The following is a 17,576-nucleotide window of genomic DNA, read 5'->3' on the forward strand; positions in this document are numbered from 1 at the left end:
TAAAGGTGCGTTTTATGGAACAGCAAATTTACTATTTGGTATTACTTATTTACAGAAGTTTGCTATAGCTTACTTGCTTTTAGTATTCTATATTAGCTGTATAAACGCACCGCTTACGTTTATAAACAAGTTAGGCGTAGTAAACAATAATTTTTGAAATTGGAAACAATTAAATTAAATAAAACCATTGAAGAAGAATACCGGCAAGCTTTGTTCCTTCTCAACTTCATTAGAGCCATAGAATTAAAGAGTATCAGGTATAAACTCATTTATATACTTTCTTTGACTGCTATATTAGTTGGACTATCTGTGTTCGGCTCCATAGAATATTTAATTGGTTTCTATATTGTTTTAATCGTGTCCTGGGCTATTTTCATAATAAACTACTTTATTAAGTTTCGGAAATACAAACAAAAAAAAGCCAAGTTGAAGGTTGTTGCGGAAGAAAATTTTAATCAGCTAGGAGATTTTATATTGGAATTTAATCAGGATTTAATAAAAGTTACAACTGAAAAATTTAATTCTGAGGTTAAATGGGAATATTTTAGAGCTTATTTGGAGGAAGAAAATACTATTTATATTCTAATGGAGCAGATTAGTTCGACTTGGTCCTTTTCAAAGCAAGAAATTGGCGAAGATGCTCTTAACAAACTGAAACAAATCGTTAAAGAGAAATTGCCGCCACTAAAAATAAAGAATTTTAATGCCTAACAAGGCATATACCAAACCCTTGCTCAGCTGTAGGCTTTGCATATACTAAAAGTTCGGCAGCATTAATATCATGAATTTAATAAAAGCAATAGTAGACAAAAGCAATTATAAAATATTTGACGACTTTCTGAATATCCAAATTGGCGAATACTGGCTTGAGGAAAAATTAATATTTCTTATCCTGATCTTTTTGTCCGAATAAAGTGCCTCAAAACCAGAAACAAAATTTAAGAAAATGATTTATGTATTAATTGGCATGAGTATACTTTTTGTTGCAATCGGGTTTATTGTAACAGAAAATAATGCGAAATATTTGCTTTCCGGCTACAACACCATGCGTGAAGAAGAACAGAAGAAAGTAAACATCAAAGCATTTATTCCTTACTTCCGGAAGTTTCATGTTTTTTTAGGCATATCTTTTCTGGTATTCGGATTAATATTAAATTATTTAATAGATGAAAACGCCGGGGGTATTTTTCTGGCGGTTTATCCTATTCTGGCTTATATTTATTTTATTAGCACAAGTTCAAAATATGCAATAGGTTTCAACACAAGAAGCAATAAAGTTGGTATTTATATTCTTATCGGAACACTAATATTTGTAATAGGGCTGTTAGGTTTTGGTTTAAAGGAAAATAAATTAAATATCAACGCAACGGCAATAGCATTCAGCGGAAGCTACGGCGAAACTTTAACACCATCTGAAATACAAAGTATTGAACTCGTAAACCAACTGCCAAAAATAACCTTTAAAACCAATGGGTTGGCGCTTGGGAAGGTAAAGAAAGGTTATTTTAAAACAGGAACCGGCGAAATCGTAACGCTCATTTTAAATGCAGATAATAAACCGTACATTCTTGTAACAAAGTCCGATGGGGAGAAAATATATTTTTCAGCGAAGCAAACATCTAACACAAGTTTATTAGAAGAAATGAAAAAAGCTTTGCCCGCTATTAAGTATAAGCAGCAGTCAATTCAATAATAATTTAAGGGTTTGTACCGGTAATAAGCTTGAGGTTAGCAGAAAATTAATCATCTTGAAATGTGCTTCTATTGCTATACCAGACTGTTATGTACCATCAATAATTAACTAAAATAATGCAAAGAGTTCTGCTGGTTTTTACGCTAGTTTTGGTTGCTTCGGTGTTGCAGGCGCAGAATATGCCGAAAACAATTCTCTGGAAAGTATCAAAACCTGGCAGTAAAAACGAATCTTTTTTGTTTGGTACTTTTCATGAAGTAAGCCCCTTTTTTTTCAATTCTTTACCCAATGCTGTAAGCAAATTGCAGCAATCAAATATTTTATTTGTAGAAGAGCGCATGGCTGCAGCTAAAGCGTTGCTGCCGGAGGAACAGCCGTTATGGAATTATAACCGATGGAAGAAAACTTTGAGTCAGGCGCAGGCCCAAATATTTACTGATTTTGTTAATAAGGCGGAAGATTCTTCTTACTATAAGCTCGATCCTTTGCTTTTAACGCTAACTACCTCCCGCTTGTACTTGACAAATTTTTGCAATACCGATCCGGTTCTATCGGAGTTGATGGATCATTATATTGAGAAATTGGCCATAAAGCAGCAGAAACAAATTTACTCTTTAGATGGAAATCAGAATGCAATGCTACACCAGGAAGCTAAGCGTTTTAGTGCACCAGAAGATTCTATGTACGCTACTTACGCCATACACTTTATGAAGAGCATGCTCAACAATGATACAACGAGTTGCCAGATAGTAAGTGCCTATAAAAAGTTTGACCTCAACTACGAATTAAACTTAGATATTACCCGCAGCGCCTCCCACTCACCTTTACTTATAGAGCGGAACACCAAGTGGACCCAAATCCTGGATAAAGCATTTGCAGCTAACAATTGTTTTGTTGCTGTTGGGGTCAGGCATTTGTTTTACAAACAAGGTTTAATTCAGCAGTTAAGAACGCTGGGTTACCAGGTTACCCCGGTGCCAACCGCACAATAATATTATTATCTAATATAGAATGCGCTTAAAATATTGTAGTCATCCTGAGCTTGTCGAAGGATCTATAACAGCATTATAAATCTAAATTGGACTTTAAAAACAATAAAATAATGACAACCAAATATCTACTCACCGGGGTCATCCTGGAAGAATTTTATTGGCTACTTGCTAATAAGACTCTTCCAGAATACCTCCTATGGGAGGTAGAGCCTTTGCTTTATTAAAAGCGCAGTATGCATTTGATAAGGATGTTAGCTATTTAGACAGGCTCAACAGGACCGCGATAATGTAAGCGCAGTACCTAAATAATAATGCTATTAAACTAAATTTCTGATAAAAAGAAGGTTTTTTTTAAGGAGCTGCTTTTACGAGTTCGGTAACCGATAAATAGCCCCGGCCATCTTTGCGCACAACCTGCCAGCCTAGTTTTCTTAAACATTTCCGGATAAAAATATTCAGGACGCCGTGTGCCACCAGTACGGTTTTGTTTTCTTGTGCGGCGTATTGTTGCAGCTTCTCGGCGCACTGGCGAGCCCGGTTTTGGGCTTCTTTGTAGGTTTCGATGCCCTGGTTGTTCAGGCCCAGCAGCCACAAGGCCCGGGCACCGGCTAGCCATACTTTAATCGGGAAGCGGAACAAAGGCAAGGATAATATTTTGCGTTCGCATTCATTAAATAATTTATCTTCTACCAGTTCCACTTCCGGACCAAATATTGCCAAAGCCGTTTGTTTTGCCCGCGGCAGCAAACTGCAATGCACCCGTTTTACTTCGGTAAATGGCAAACCCGTGGGTTTGTTAATAATGTTTTCTATACCGGCCGCATCGTATTCCGAAATAAACTGCGTAGCCTGGGTGGCATCAAATAAGCCTTGCTGGTTAACCTTAGGCTTGTAGTGCCGCACCAGAAAAATATGCAGTTGCTCAGTTGGATGCGCCATATTTTTGCCGCCGGTTTAAATTAAACTTAGAACAGGAAACCGGCCCGTAACAAAGGCATGCGGCTTTCTTTCGAAACAGCGTATTCTGCCGATAGTACCAGCAAATTAACCGGCGAAATCCAGATGCCTCCCCCGTAACCGGTGTGCCACTTTTTAGAATTCTCGTTTTTCTCCCACACCCGGCCAATATCATGAAAGCCCAGGATACCCATTGAGCCCGGAAATAAATAAGTCTGGAAGTTAAATAATTTCAGGCGAGCCTCGGTGTTATTGTAAAAGCTGCTGCGCCCGGCAAAGCGGTTTTGACGGTAACCCCGCAGGTTAGATAAGCCATCGAGGCGGTTTGCCTGGAAGAATTCGTAATCGCCGTAGTTTTTAGCGGCACCTGTGCGGTTGGCTAGGGTAAGCCGCACGGGTACCCGGAAAGTACGGTATAAACTAACCTCGCCCGATAACCGGTTAAAATCAGAAGCATCTCCGCCCAAACCTTTATACAGGCCCGGACCTAATGCAATATAAACGCCCTTGGTAGGTTGGCTGGCTTTATCGCGGGTATCTAGCTGGTACCTGAATTCCAGACCACCGTACGTTTTAGCTTCAAATAAATTGTAGTTGCCCTCTTGCTCCCAGGCAAAATTGGTAATAAACCGCTCGGGCGTAAGGTTCAGGTTTATGCGCTGGTACGATGGACCCAACAGCAAGGTCTGGCTCTTGCCAATTTTGCGGCCCAGCATGGCATTAAAATAATATTGCCGCGATGTATAACGGTAAAAATCAATTTCTTCTTTATCCTCGTCGTACTGGGTTTCGTTACCTAAGCCAAAAAAGGTGGTATTAAAATTAGGCGCCCGAACATCGAAGTTTAGTTGTAAATCGAATTTTTTAATAATATGGGTAAAATAGCCGTCGTAGGTAAAGCGGTACGAGTTGGTGCGCAGCGCGTATTTGCCTATTATTCGGTGGGAAGCCGCAAACGGCTCTTTTTTAAAACCCTGGGTTTTAATTAAAGCCCCGGCTCCGAGTTGTATACCGTTATCGCGGTTAAATTCTATGGCGCCCAGCGGACCAAAATAATCGTACACAAAAGCTTTGCGGTCGTATGCGTTTACTTCTTCGCGGTTAGAAGTCAGGTTTTTGGTTTCCGGCCCAAACTTAAACTCGTTTTCGGCGCGGGTATCGTACACGTAGGTTTTTTTAGAGAGGCCGGCAACTTTAGAATTATCGGTAATTTTATCTTTATCATCGCCGCCAATAATGCGCACTTTTATACCCTTGTTTACTTCTCCTGATATCCGGAACTCATCTTCGCCCCCCAAACCATACAACCGGATTTCTTTTGTTTCGGCGGTTTTAAACTGGCGCTGATAAATAACTTGTTCTAAATCGCCGGATTTACTGATTTTGCGCACCGTAACGTTGGTGTGCGCATCGTCTTGCCGCTCTACCAAAAATAATTCAGATTTATCGCTGCCGACTACATCTACTTCTTTGGCCAGGAACTTATAATAATCAACGGCATCGCGGGGTAAGGCATCCCGGCGGGCTTTCAGGTCCGAAATAATGCGCGGCCCGGATAAGCGGAATATTGGTGCGGGCAGTTGCTTAATAGATTTTTCTATTTCAGCATCGCTAATAGAATTTTTAAGATCGTTGGCCGTCTCCAGCCAATCAGTTAATGAAAGTTCTGTTAAGAAAGTGCGGTCGAAATAGCGGGCATTAAAGTTAAAGCTGGCTACATCGCGAATATCATCGTCGAAGCCCTGAATTTTAGGTAGCAACCATTTACGGCTGGCAATATTGGGAATTACGCCCTGGTTTATAAAAAAAGCCATGTCGCGGTCGCGCGGAATAGGCTGGAAAATATCGCCTTTCTCGCCTTGCTTTTCGAAACTGGCCCAGCGCCACTGGTCGTCGTGGCGGTCCCAGTCGCCGATTATAAAATCAAATAATCGGGCCCGCGCCACCGATTTCTGGTCTACTTTGTTGTCGTTGTCTTCCTGCAGGTTTTCGAGTACTTTTTCGGTGCCCTTTACATTTTTAGAATTACCAAAATGCGGCGCATCCGACTGGTCTTCGTCCGGCCGCTCTTCAAATAAACCTACTGTGTTGGCAAAACCTTCGCGGTATTTACCCAGACGCGGATCGTCGGGGATGTAAAAATATTGCGGATTGGTGTGGTATATTTTGGCGGCATCGGCCAAACTACCCAAGGTAAGCGGGGCATAAGGGTGCGAAGCAGAAATCTGGTCTTTCACCACATCGGCCGCAATGGTTTTGCGCAAAGGCCGGGGCAGAGCCGCCGCCGGGTACTTTTCTACGGAACGCAGCACGTATTCGCGCCCGGTAGAGTCGGCGAGGCGCAACGACCGGGTCTGAAACCCGCCACCTTGCTGCACTACTTTCAGGCCACCTTTTACTTGGCCAATATCAAAATAAGGCAGTTGTACTTTAGTGGCCCATTCTTCGCGGTAATTTTCGCCCATGAGCCACTTCCGGAAATTGCTGGCTATGTAATCGGTGCTGGCGCTAACGCTTTTAACACTATCGGCGTAATTAAAATGCTGACCTTTTAAGCTGGCGGTTATCATGGCTTGGGTAGGTTTGCGCATGAGCAGGGTGCGGTAAGCTACCTGACCGGTGGTGTTGCCGGGGTTGGCCGCCGTAATAAATTCGAGCCAGGCCTCACCGTTTTTATAAAAATTTACGCGGGCTACTCCGGCTGTATCGGCCGCGAACAGCTCCTTTTCGCCTTTGGGTAATTTTATTTGACCTGCTTTATTGCCAACCGAAACATAATGAATGCTATCGGAAAAACTGTGGCGCAGGGCAGTACCATTATTTTCGATGTAAATAAGACCAGGATGCTGCTTAAAAAACTGGGCAAAATTGCGGCGCAGGTATTTATACTCCATTGGTTTTATAGTCTGCGGAATATTGGCCGCCACTATAACCTGCTTTTCGTCGTAATTGCGCAAAATATCATCGAGCAGGGCCACCACCTGCGAAGGTCGGGTTGCGGGGCAGGTGCTAAACTCATCGGTTATTTCGTTGCCGGGCAACAGCCGGCGGGTATCCAGCAGAATAAGTAAAATATCCTGGTTAATGTGTATTTCCAGCGGACCGGGGCAGCCGCCTTCGGGTACAAATATTTTTTCGTTCTGGAGGTGGGTTGCAATAAATGCTTCCTGGCGTTGGTAAGGTTTATCGTCGCGGTCGGTTTTACCGCCCGGTGCGCCCGGTATAATCATGGCTTTGCCCTCGTAATTGCTTAAGGGCGCCAGTTGTTCTTTAAGCTTGTTTTCTTCGGTTGCCCGGTTTTCTTTTTGGTTGTCGGGCAAGGTTTGGGGATATAGCGGATTGCCAATAAAGACAACACTGCTATTTTTACCGGCCGCCGGCAAAAGCTGGCTAAGAATAGGGGTAACTATTTGCTTAGCGTTTGCTTCGCCGGTGTTGCCGGTTACAATTACCGAGTAAGTTAGTTCGCTGTTGGGTGAGGCCGGTATATTGGGGGTTTGTGCCTGGCTTAAAGCCGGAATAGTAATACAAATATATACTAATAGTTGTACATATTTAGAAAGTGGCAGGTACATGTTTTTAGCGTTTCAGTATTTAGTTACGTGTATTGGAATTTAAAAGAGGCGGGTTTAATGCCTCTTTAAACGGAAGGTATTTTATACCTGACTACACGTACGTTTAAACGCTATTAATCGTTTGCTTTGGTGCTTTCTAAAGCAAAGGTTTGGTTTTCGCAAGGTACTACCCGGAAATAAAGCTGCCGGCGCTGATCCAGCCACAGCAATTCTTCGCCTTTAACCTTGGCGCAATTCGAATTCAGAATTTTTTCCCACTGCTGTAACTTCTCGTTGGGGTAAATGCTTACCGTTTTATCGCATTTATCGTTGTTAAAATAACAAATCAGGTAAAGCGAGCCCGCTTCGGCTTTGTTGCTCCAGATACTCATATTAGGCAGATCTACAATCAGGGTAGAAGTAGGCTTAATAGAGCTGATGTATTTCTTCTTCTTGCCAATTAATTCCTGTGCAAACAAGGTTACCGGAAACAAGATTAATAAGAGTGTAATGATTTTTTTCATAAGCCTGAATAGAAAATAATTAATAATAAAATATTTTTCAAAAATTAGTCTTACAAAAATAAATACAGAATAATAATATTCCTAAGCAATATTTTAAGCTTATTTATAAATAAAATTATAAATTTAACTATTAATTAATAGGGTTAGTAATTTGTAGTTTGATAAGAATTAAAACAAGCGCTTCGGGTAACGTGGTAAGCTTTGTAATTAGCAGTAAGCGGCAGATGTAACCTAAAGGGGTAATTAATAGCATTAGTTATTAACCAAATTTAGCATGAGCCGGCTTATTTATATTCAAAGCTGCGGGCTTAACAAAAAACAGCTACGTAGTTTATAGCTGGTTTTAGTACGTGGGGCAGAAAAGAAGCGCAGGCCTGAAAGCAGGCGTTACTTACGCCTGAGGCTCCGTTAAAGTTAATTCCTTAATCCGATGCTCCAATTGTTCCATCGATCGGCTAAGTTCTACCCGGTGCGCCAGGTCTTCTTCCCGTCGGTACAGGTAACGCAGCAGCATTAAAGTTTCTTCGCACGCCGCTTTATCAAAGGTGTTTAGCTGATTTAATTTAAATCTTTTTTCGTATGTATTTTCCATAGCAACTCCGGGTTTTAAAACCTTGTGCTTACATAATAACAGCCGGCAAAACAGAGGCAGAAGCCTGAAAGATTAAATATTATTATAGTATGGAGTAATATAAATTATAGCAGAATATACAACCACCAATAAAAACCTGGCAGATAATTATGCCTGCCGGAACATTAAGGTTACTACTTGCCCAAGCTTTGTAAACCGGTTGGTACCGGCAAATAGAGAGATAAATAAAAACAATAAAATTTAACCAATAACCAAGGTAGTAATGCGGTGCTTAATTTTCTGAATATAGGTTCTTATTCTGCCCGATTCGGCCGGAGCTGGTTGCAGGCTTTGCAGATAGCGTAAAAAGTCCAGGGCTCTTCCTATATCTAGCTTTTCAAGAGAGTCGAGCGCAGGCAGGTGCATGGTAGAATTAGTTTCGGATTTCATGGTGTTAAGCGTTAGGTCGTGAAATAAATTTACTAAAAAAGAAATAGATAAGCAATTGAAAATCAATAAATAATAATGGGTTTATGCTTGCCGGAAGATGGATGGAAATGTACTGTCGCATTCCCATCCATTTAGGTTATAAACTTAAATAGTAAATATTTTCAGGTAGTTAATATTATTAAGCCGCATTCGGTTTCATTAACTGCACAAACCTCTTTTCTAATTTTTCGATCTTAGCTTTGTTTTCTGCTGTTTGCAGGGCGGCTACTTCCAAGGTTTGTAAATAACGCATAAAAGCAATGCACTCCCGAATGTTAAACCGCTCTAAGTGGTCTACTTTTGATAAAATGTAAGGCTGAGTTTCCTCTTGTTGTAACATCACCGAATGATTATAATAGATATTTAAATGTTAATAAATGGTTTAATTAATCATACAACACTAAAATGCTGATAAGATTCATTGTTGTAAATAAATTTGCTGATTTTTAAGTATTTACACCTTATTTTAAGTAAATGCCGAAAAAAATATTGATTGGTAAGTTAAAAGCAAGGCTATTCTTATACTTTAACACAAACCTGTTCTCCGGCAGTTACCATACAACAATATTTAGTTTTCTTTACACCAATCAGAACGGCTCCGGTAAGAATTAGTTTAGCTCCTGAAGTTACCAAATAGTTAAGTTAATAAGGGCAGGCGGTTATTCTTGGTTTGATTATTGGCTATATTAAATCAGAAAAAATAAATACTGGCGCAAGCAACCAATTACGGCTGAATTTACTCTTACTCATTAAAGAACTTGCTTTTTTACCGGCTTAATTAACCCATTGGTTATGAAAAATACATACTTGAACCGTTTTATGTTGCTTTTCCTAGTGTGGGCTTTTTCTTTTTCGGCCTGTACCCAGAAAGAAGATGCTGTAATGCCGCAGGAAAATTGCGATACCCTGGCGGTAGTGCAGTACGTGCCCAGTTGCGGCCTGCAATTGCTGTTAGAGAACAACCAGGTAGTGGTGCCGGTAAATGCCTCTTACGCCTATGGGCCAACAAATGAACTGGTGTTTAAAATAAAAGATTTTCCTGTACAAGTGGGGCAGCAAATTATTATAGGCTACAAAAAATCTTACGTAGAAATGGGCGCTACACCTTGTAATGTGGCGGGCTATGGCCATAATAATTTAGTAGATATTACCTGTATAGCCGGTATTGAGCAGGATATTTAGTTAACTTTATATGAAGAAAGGTTGTCTTGTTTTCCTGCTTTTAACGTTTTATAGCAATTTTTCTTTCGGCCAGTTTTTGCCCGAAACGCCATCTCGCCCTAAAATGGCAATAGTAACGGTTAAGCAGCCTTTAATAATAATTGGTTCGTTGGAAACAAATCATCATTCTTTAATTCTCGATCGGAGTAACCTGAAAATAATTAAAACTTACACCGATTCGCTGGAGTTGGTGCCTTTTGGCGAAAAGGGGCAAGGCGGCATTATTTTGGCCCAGTTACAAACCAATATTCCGCTGTTAAGATTAGATGAAGTGCTGGATTATTACAAAATTCCGGCTAGTGACCGCACCTTAAAAGTTATGGTCGATAATAACTTAGTTAATCCGGACCTGTTTTTAGCCGATGTTTCGCGCATTATTAAAATAGAAAAGACCAAACAAGCTATTACCAGCCCATTTTTGTATAGCCTAAATAAAGACGAAGAATACCTGAATATTATAACCCAAAAGGATTAATCGTTTTTATTAAAGTTGCTTCTTGCCCCCAACAAGCAAACTACTGGCTACCAGATTTAAGACATAAGTAGGTAAGCCAATATTTAGTATTTGGTTTCTGATGCAAAAGCTCCTTTAAATTTGAGGAGCTTTTTTGTTTTTTTAAGTTTAGCACGAGTAAAGACTCAACCGCCAAACCCCAGGCAGGTGGCTACAAGAACTAATATTAGTGCAAAAAATGCTTATTTAATATACTATATATCAGATGTATGCCGTTAGTAAAAACAGGAATATTTGCTTTTGGTAAAATGCTATTTTTATAAAAATTGGCAGCAAGTTTGCTAATATAGGTAGAGCAACATTAACCAGACAGCCCAATAAAGCAGACAGGTTATTTGCCTTAAAAACAGGAAAATAATATTAAAAATATTTAATTATAAACGCTATGAAAAACATGATTAAACGGGGTTTGGCCTGGTTGGTAGTAGTAGTGTCGTTGGTGCAAGCGCCCGCCTTAACCGAGGCAGCCGTGGCTACCAAAAATACGAGTGCTGTTCCGGGTAATACGTATGGCGCACCGGGTGCCCGCGATATTATTAAAGAAATTATTGATGTAGTGGGTCTGAAGCCGCGCTTTGAAGTACGGGAAGCTGATGTAGATAATGCAGCAGCCGTTATTTATAACGGGCAACGGTATATTTTATACAATCGCCAGTTTGTGGCCGCGGTAAATAATGCCGTTAAAACCGACTGGGCTGCCGTAAGTATTCTGGCCCACGAGATAGGCCACCACCTGAACGGCCATACTTTATCCAGAAGTGGCAGCAACCCGCAAGACGAATTGGAAGCCGATGAATTTTCTGGGTTTGTACTGCGCAAGATGGGCGCCAGCATGGCCGATGCCCAGGCTGCCATGCGCCTGTTATCCGATGAAGAAGGTTCTTATACGCACCCGGGCCGGAGTTCCCGGTTGGCTTCTATTAGCAAAGGCTGGCAAAGTGCCAACGAGCAAATTATTGCCAGTACCAAATCTAACGGTGCAATTGCCCGGCCAGTAACGCGTCCGCAGCAGCAAGCGCCGGTAGTGGCATCGGCTCCAAACCGTACACCGGTTCGGCAAACCAGCGCGCAGCGGGTAGTATTAACCCAGGCCGATATTCTGCGGAAAGTAACTTTTAGAGCGGTACCGGGCGAGCGGTTTTACCTGACCAAAAAATTATCTTTGATTCACGTAGATGATAATGGTAGGGTAGAGGTAATTGGTAAAATGGCCAATACCAACAGCCGCAATTATCCTTTTGTATTACAAAGCTCTTATTTCGATACTATTTATGTAGGTAATAATGGCGTGCTGGTAACCGAAGACGGCGACCGGATAGGTTACTTATCTTAACGTTTAAAAATATTCCGGAAGAATAATTAATTATAATTAATACCAAAGCCCTGAATTTATTCAGGGCTTTTTTTATGCTTATGTAACTAATTTAAAGCTGCTATATACTTCTGGTAAAGACCTTTATATTGGTAAATCATCTTGCAGAACTATGAAAAAACCATTCTTTATTTTTTATTCTTGGCGCTGTTTACTTCCTGTCAAAATAATTTGCCACCCCAACGGCGGCATTCTCGGCCGCGGCGGCGGTAAATGCGAGGATTTTTTTACAACGCGTCAGCACGAGAAATTAAATTGGGAAGATAAGCGCTAAATAAAATAATTAGCGTTTGTTTCTGAGTTAAAAACAGACAATAATATTAGTATTCTTATCACTTACATCAGGGCACGTTGTGACGTGTAACCCTGTAAACAAATCTCTTGGCAAGTACTTTATATTTGCACCCAAATAGAGAACTACTAAGCGCAAAATATTCTACTGCTCTCTTTATACTTGTTTATATAGATAGTATATTCGATAGTTCAGTTATAGTTAGCTGCAACTACTAATATATTGCAGCTAAGCCAAATATTCGGTTTATACCCTAGTTAACAATAGTTTGACAATATTACTCAATGAAAATTTACCTGCTTTTATTTTCAATTCTCTGCTTGTTAACTAACTGTAATAAGATAAATCAGCCTACACAAAAAACGCACAAAGAGGAATTAATCCGTGCTGAAAGTATATTAAGGTATGGAAATGGTAATTCTATTTTCAAGTTCTTCAATGATAGTAGCTATACCTATGAAGTTAACTATAAGGACTACGATTATGAGAAGAAAGAAAAGTTCGTAGGTTACTGTTCTATAAATAAAGATACAATTATATTTTTCCCTAGTCGGTTTAGATTTAACGGTTGTGAGAAAGCGGTTATCAAGAATGGATTTATTGAGTTTGTAGATGCGGAATCAACATTTAAGTTAAAGATAAGTAAATCTAGAGTGCCAGTAGTCTCTAAACTTGATTTTGAAAGCTTTAATGATTACGCTATCTTTTCTTTTAATCCTAACCTATATATCTATTTCCCTAAAAGTTCCAGCCCTTATGATATAACTCAATCAGATCTAATTAAAATAGATGAAATTCTAAAGGCTTGTTTGAAAGAAAATCCAAAAGAAATTGAAAGAGATATAACAGAGTACATTAAGCAATGTATGATAGTTATTAATGAAAAAGGAGAAAAAGAAGCTTTAATAATGTGCCACTGTAAAAGCCCGGAATCAATTAAAACATTTGAGTACAGTATGTTTAGTTTAGGACATGATGGTGGCGATTGCCGATTTAGAGTAAAAATAAATCTTACTAAAAATACTTATTCAGAATTATTAGTCAATGGTTTAGCATAATAACTTCTACCAACAACCCCTGAAAAGTATTTAAATACATTTTAGCCCAACCGTTGTGCGTCATGTCCTTGATATTTTTTCAACGCTCACTTTATTTAAACCTCTGCTTAGATGAGAATTGCACTACTGAAGTCAACTTTCCTTTTTCTGACCCTATGTTCTGTTTTGCTTGTTAAGGCACAGACGAATTATACCACAGTGGGAATAATTGGTTCTGCCACTCCAAAAGGATGGGATGCATCAACTCCGATGAAACCAGTCAGAGGGAACGAACCGCACCAATGGCAGGTAATGTTGCCCTTGTCGCACGGAGAAGTAAAATTTAGAGCAAACAACAGTTGGGATGTGAACTGGGGCAACAGCTCTTTTCCTTTGGGCATCGCTGTTGCAAGCGGAGCAAACATTCCCATTTCTCTTGCTGGTACTTATAAAGTAACATTCAACGATCTTACAGGGGACTATTCGTTTACGGCTGTTTCCTATGCAACTCCACAAAAAAGAAATGTCCAAAGAGGCTTAAACAGTCAAAAAACAGGTGGCGGAAACATTTTTCCAGCAGCGGCAAGCGTTCAGGAAATCTTTTCAAACGGTGAGGATTTTCTGGAAGGACCTGCAATGTCCCAGGATGGTCTTCTTTACTTCTCTGATTTTAGCGAACAAACAAAGACAGGGATCATCTGGACGTTGAACCCACAAACCAGAGCGTATAAAGTTTTTCGCTCTCCAAGTGGAATGGCAAATGGACTTGCATTTGATGCAAACGGTGACCTCATCGTTTGCGAGCAGGCCGGTGGTGGTGGCCGACGCGTTACAAAGACAAACATGAAGACGGGCATCACCCATGTCCTTGCCGGTCAGTATCGAAACAAACCGTTCAATTCACCTAATGATCTTTCAATAGATGCAAAAGGAAGAATTTATTTTACAGATCCCAGCTACGTTGCCAATGATCCAGTCGAGCAGAATCAAATGGGCGTTTACCGCATTGATGGCGACAGCAGTGTGCACTTGGTTGCCGCTAATGTGAACAAGCCCAACGGCATAGCTGTCTCACCTGACCAGAAGAACCTCTACGTGGTGAATTGTGATTTTCCCGGTAATGGCAACCGGTGGTTTTTGCCTGAAGAAAAAACACGCTGGGGCCAAGCGGTGAAGGGTCAATAATTGCCTTCAACCTACAGGAAAATGGTTTGCTTCAGGCACCTTTAAAACTCATTGATTTTGGAAACAGCATTGTACCGGATGGCATGACAGTCGACGCAGAGGGCAATCTTTATATTGCTTTAGGCGGCCGTGTGGTCGTTTATGATGCAGCTGGAAACAAATTATCGGAGATCAGATGTCCGCAGGCGACCAATCTTTGCTTTGGAAGAGGAAAATACAGTAAAACACTATTTATCGCAGGCGGAAAAAGCATTTATATGGTCGAGACGAACAAAGAAGGATTCGCTTTTTCTGAAAACAAATAAAACAGCAAGCACGAACGTACAACATAATGTTTCTAAAAACAGCGGCTTCAAGGCAAATACTCAACAACATAGCTTTGTTCAAGAATAAATCATGGCTGTTGCGGAAGCAACACAGAATACCGCTACTGCAGAAATACCCTCAACATTATATGCAATCAAATGTATAAACTACTTGCAATTCTATTTTTAGGGTTATCATCGTGTCAGCAGATGGAAAAGGTGAATGAATTACCGCCATTGAAAAATGATGTAGTTGAGCCAATGAAATCTATAATATCTGAAGATGCTCAAAAAAAATATAGCCTGGACGAAATTTACCAAAAGTATATTAGTACAGAATTGCTGTTATTTATTGAAAAAAATCATCCGGCTTGGTCTATTCCGAATGAAAACATGTGGTATCCGCAGTTATTTAATAAATACAAAACGGATAGTTCTCTTGTGAATTCTATAGCGGGTGACTTTGATTGTAATGGGCAAAAGGACCAAGCATTGATCGTTGACAAGGGAAAGAACAGTTTGTCAGCTGTGGTTTTTTTAAAAGTTGATAACAGTTTTGAAGCCGTGGAGTTAACAGAAATTGGTGCCGCCGGTGAAAAAATTGAGTTTGTGCTTACATTATATAAACCTGGGCGCTATAATATAATAGACCCCGATTTAAGCCCATCGGATCTTAATACCGTAGATTTTAAGTGTGATGGTGTGGGAATTGGTAAGTTTAAAGAGCTTTACGAAGGAGGCAACGATGTATTTTATTGGAATCGGAACCAATTGCAATCTTGCCTGATAGAGGAATAGCTGCGTACAACAGTATGGTTATGAAATTAGGCTTGGCCAAATGAGCAATTAATTATAAATTATTACTTTGTTATTGCGGTTAATTAAAACTAACCTATTTTAATGTTGCAGCTTCATAAACACTTTAACATTGGCAAGCATTAAAACAAGAGATGTATAATTACAGAATTAGACTTGGTTATGGAAGTGGCAAGCTTTTAATTGAATTTGTGAAAGGTGTAGAGAAGGAAAACTTCTTGACAGACTTAAAAGAAGCTTTAAGCCCAATTAATTTAGAGTTTGAAGAAATCTTGGAGTTATGGATGAATAACGAAGTTTTATTCCATGTTAATTCTTCAGAGGGAAAATTCTTGCTGTCAAAGGATATATGGGATTTTGCCTTTATTTTGGCAGACGATAATCAGGAGTGTGTTAAAAGAATTGATCAAATTTTGAGTAAAAGCAAATTCTTTATAAAGGAAGAAGTTGATTTATCTAAAAATAAATAAAAGATAACTACACTTAACCACAACTAAAACCCACTAACGCGTGTCTTAATCTAACACGTTGACTGAAAATTAAATAAGAAATATGAGTGAGGTGTCATACGAAGTGCTTTTTAATTCGGCGCCCGTGCCATTAATTGTTACGGATACTAAGGGAGAGATTAAACTCATAAATGAACATGCAGTTGCCTTGTTAGATGATAAAATGCTTGCATTTTCGGGGTTAAACTTTTGCGATTTTATTGAAAAATCATTTTTGAAAGATTATATCAAAACCGATGCAAGCTTTAGTTTTGAAGATTTTTTAGAAATATACCAGACAGAACATAAATATTGGGTAAAAAGTAAAGCAGGCACAATTATTTACGCCGATATTAAAGCTGTACTTTTTGAATCGGTTGAGCAAAGTTTATATATCTGGACCATCGACCCAATTGAAATAAGCAAAAAACTATCTTATGAATTAAAAGAGCGCGTAAAAGAACAATTGGCTATTTTAAAAGTAGTGGAAGTCTTTTCGCAATACCCCGATACGCAAACTGCCTTAGAACTTTGTTTACCTATTATTAAGGAAGGCTGGCAATACCCGGAAGTTACTGGGGTTCGCATATTACTGGCGAATGATGAAGAATATATTACAGATAATTTCCAAAGAACAGAATGGCTCTTGCAAGCAGCAATAAAGAGTGAAAAGGAACAGTATGGTTATTTAGAAGTTTGTTACCAACAGGAAGTGCCTGCCTACGGAAGTTCGATATTTTTGTACGAAGAAGAAAGATTGATTAATATACTTGCCAAGTTGTTAGCAATATTTATTGAGCGTTGGCAAGCGATTGAGAAAAATAATGCGGATGCTTTACTGTTAAAAAAAATTACGAGCAACATACCGGCTAATACTTATCAGTTCGAAATATTACCAGACGGCCATACTAAAATGTTGTTTATTAATAAAGGCAATGAAGCTTTTAATTACGACTATGATTATATAGATATAATTGAAGACACGACAGGAACAACTGAAGTATTATACGAAGCTGATAAGGCTAAAGTACATAATGCGTTTTTAGAGGCTTATAAAACCAAAAAGAATCTTATTGTTCAGTACAGAATTATTATAAATGGTATAATAAGATGGCGGTGGCTAAGCGCCATTCCGGAAAATACAGCCGATGGCAAAACAATATGGTATGGTGCTTCGCAAGATATAACCCCCTTTGTTGATTATGTAACTTCCGTAGAACAAATCCTGTTCGATATTTCACATATTATCAGAAGGCCCATTGCCAATATTAAAGGTATCAGCAAGCTTTTAAAAGATATTAAATTAACCGAAAGTGAACTGCACCATCTTTCAAAACTTTTACTTACAGCTTCTGAAGAATTAGACTCTTTTATTCAGCAATTAAATCTATCGTACGAAGAAAAGCGAAAACTTAATCAAGACTTTCAAATCGACTTCTCGGCATTAGTTGATAAAAGAAATAATTTTTTTGATGCTAGAAATTAACATTCGCCTAGACTTGCCTTACACCAGTTATAATATACTATTATCAATTGATTAATGCGCTCAAATTTTTGCGGTTACGT

19 protein-coding genes are annotated in these 17,576 nt (G+C 39.3%); 13 read left to right on the forward strand and 6 right to left on the reverse strand.

The genetic code is table 11. The annotated features are described in order from the left end of the window. The first annotated feature begins 153 nt into the window (after nt 1-153). The 3 genes from F0145_RS00080 to F0145_RS00090 all read left to right on the forward strand — a co-directional run bounded on the left by F0145_RS00080 (nt 154) and on the right by F0145_RS00090 (nt 2,685). Nucleotides 154-711, forward strand: a complete 558-nt coding sequence (locus F0145_RS00080) for a hypothetical protein (RefSeq protein ID WP_223815745.1) — start codon at nt 154-156, stop codon at nt 709-711. A gap of 235 nt (nt 712-946) precedes the next feature. Then, complete coding sequence (locus F0145_RS00085) at nt 947-1,693, forward strand: DUF3784 domain-containing protein (RefSeq protein WP_150086035.1); 747 nt, start codon at nt 947-949, stop codon at nt 1,691-1,693. Nucleotides 1,694-1,809: 116 nt separating this feature from the next. After that, on the forward strand, nt 1,810-2,685 hold the full coding sequence (locus tag F0145_RS00090) for a TraB/GumN family protein (RefSeq protein ID WP_150086036.1): 876 nt from the start codon (nt 1,810-1,812) through the stop codon (nt 2,683-2,685). A gap of 351 nt (nt 2,686-3,036) precedes the next feature. Here the strand turns inward: F0145_RS00090 and F0145_RS00095 are convergent, their stop codons facing one another. The 6 genes from F0145_RS00095 to F0145_RS00120 all read right to left on the reverse strand — a co-directional run bounded on the left by F0145_RS00095 (nt 3,037) and on the right by F0145_RS00120 (nt 9,120). Next, complete coding sequence (locus tag F0145_RS00095; protein WP_150086037.1) at nt 3,037-3,624, reverse strand: phosphoglycerate mutase family protein; 588 nt, start codon at nt 3,622-3,624, stop codon at nt 3,037-3,039. Between the two features lie 26 nt (nt 3,625-3,650). Beyond that, nucleotides 3,651-7,217, reverse strand: coding sequence for a BamA/TamA family outer membrane protein (locus F0145_RS00100; protein WP_150086038.1), 3,567 nt, complete (start codon nt 7,215-7,217; stop codon nt 3,651-3,653). Between the two features lie 113 nt (nt 7,218-7,330). Continuing rightward, on the reverse strand, nt 7,331-7,720 hold the full coding sequence (locus F0145_RS00105) for a hypothetical protein (RefSeq protein WP_150086039.1): 390 nt from the start codon (nt 7,718-7,720) through the stop codon (nt 7,331-7,333). Nucleotides 7,721-8,111: 391 nt separating this feature from the next. Then, on the reverse strand, nt 8,112-8,312 hold the full coding sequence (locus tag F0145_RS00110; protein WP_150086040.1) for a hypothetical protein: 201 nt from the start codon (nt 8,310-8,312) through the stop codon (nt 8,112-8,114). A 240-nt stretch (nt 8,313-8,552) separates the two neighbouring features. After that, nucleotides 8,553-8,741, reverse strand: a complete 189-nt coding sequence (locus tag F0145_RS00115; protein WP_150086041.1) for a hypothetical protein — start codon at nt 8,739-8,741, stop codon at nt 8,553-8,555. A 178-nt stretch (nt 8,742-8,919) separates the two neighbouring features. Continuing rightward, nucleotides 8,920-9,120 (reverse strand): hypothetical protein, encoded by a 201-nt coding sequence (locus tag F0145_RS00120; protein ID WP_150086042.1) that lies wholly within the window; start codon nt 9,118-9,120, stop codon nt 8,920-8,922. A gap of 452 nt (nt 9,121-9,572) precedes the next feature. Between F0145_RS00120 and F0145_RS00125 the strand changes: the two genes are divergently transcribed. The 10 genes from F0145_RS00125 to F0145_RS00165 all read left to right on the forward strand — a co-directional run bounded on the left by F0145_RS00125 (nt 9,573) and on the right by F0145_RS00165 (nt 17,496). Then, nucleotides 9,573-9,962: a hypothetical protein gene (locus F0145_RS00125; protein WP_150086043.1), complete on the forward strand. Its 390-nt coding sequence runs from the start codon at nt 9,573-9,575 to the stop codon at nt 9,960-9,962. A gap of 10 nt (nt 9,963-9,972) precedes the next feature. Continuing rightward, nucleotides 9,973-10,476 carry a hypothetical protein gene (locus tag F0145_RS00130; RefSeq protein WP_223815746.1) on the forward strand — a complete coding sequence of 168 codons (504 nt, stop codon included), beginning with the start codon at nt 9,973-9,975 and terminating at the stop codon, nt 10,474-10,476. Between the two features lie 424 nt (nt 10,477-10,900). After that, nucleotides 10,901-11,848: a membrane-binding protein gene (locus tag F0145_RS00135; protein ID WP_223815747.1), complete on the forward strand. Its 948-nt coding sequence runs from the start codon at nt 10,901-10,903 to the stop codon at nt 11,846-11,848. Between the two features lie 151 nt (nt 11,849-11,999). Then, the gene (locus F0145_RS26040) at nt 12,000-12,161 is read left to right on the forward strand and encodes a DUF6970 domain-containing protein (RefSeq protein WP_190277434.1); all 162 of its coding nucleotides are present in this window, start codon (nt 12,000-12,002) and stop codon (nt 12,159-12,161) included. Nucleotides 12,162-12,463: 302 nt separating this feature from the next. Continuing rightward, entirely contained in the window at nt 12,464-13,237 is a 774-nt protein-coding gene (locus tag F0145_RS00140) for a hypothetical protein (protein WP_150086045.1), read from the forward strand. Nucleotides 13,238-13,348: 111 nt separating this feature from the next. Next, on the forward strand, nt 13,349-14,401 hold the full coding sequence (locus F0145_RS00145) for an SMP-30/gluconolactonase/LRE family protein (RefSeq protein ID WP_150086046.1): 1,053 nt from the start codon (nt 13,349-13,351) through the stop codon (nt 14,399-14,401). A 26-nt stretch (nt 14,402-14,427) separates the two neighbouring features. Beyond that, nucleotides 14,428-14,706: an SMP-30/gluconolactonase/LRE family protein gene (locus F0145_RS26755; protein ID WP_190277435.1), complete on the forward strand. Its 279-nt coding sequence runs from the start codon at nt 14,428-14,430 to the stop codon at nt 14,704-14,706. A gap of 159 nt (nt 14,707-14,865) precedes the next feature. Beyond that, nucleotides 14,866-15,504: a hypothetical protein gene (locus F0145_RS00155; protein WP_190277436.1), complete on the forward strand. Its 639-nt coding sequence runs from the start codon at nt 14,866-14,868 to the stop codon at nt 15,502-15,504. A gap of 152 nt (nt 15,505-15,656) precedes the next feature. Beyond that, nucleotides 15,657-15,992, forward strand: coding sequence for a hypothetical protein (locus F0145_RS00160; protein ID WP_150086049.1), 336 nt, complete (start codon nt 15,657-15,659; stop codon nt 15,990-15,992). Between the two features lie 82 nt (nt 15,993-16,074). Further along, nucleotides 16,075-17,496: a hypothetical protein gene (locus F0145_RS00165; RefSeq protein ID WP_190277437.1), complete on the forward strand. Its 1,422-nt coding sequence runs from the start codon at nt 16,075-16,077 to the stop codon at nt 17,494-17,496. Nucleotides 17,497-17,576 lie beyond the last annotated feature (80 nt).

The sequence above is a fragment of the Adhaeribacter rhizoryzae genome, from assembly GCF_008629685.1.
GTDB classification, from domain to species: domain Bacteria; phylum Bacteroidota; class Bacteroidia; order Cytophagales; family Hymenobacteraceae; genus Adhaeribacter; species Adhaeribacter rhizoryzae.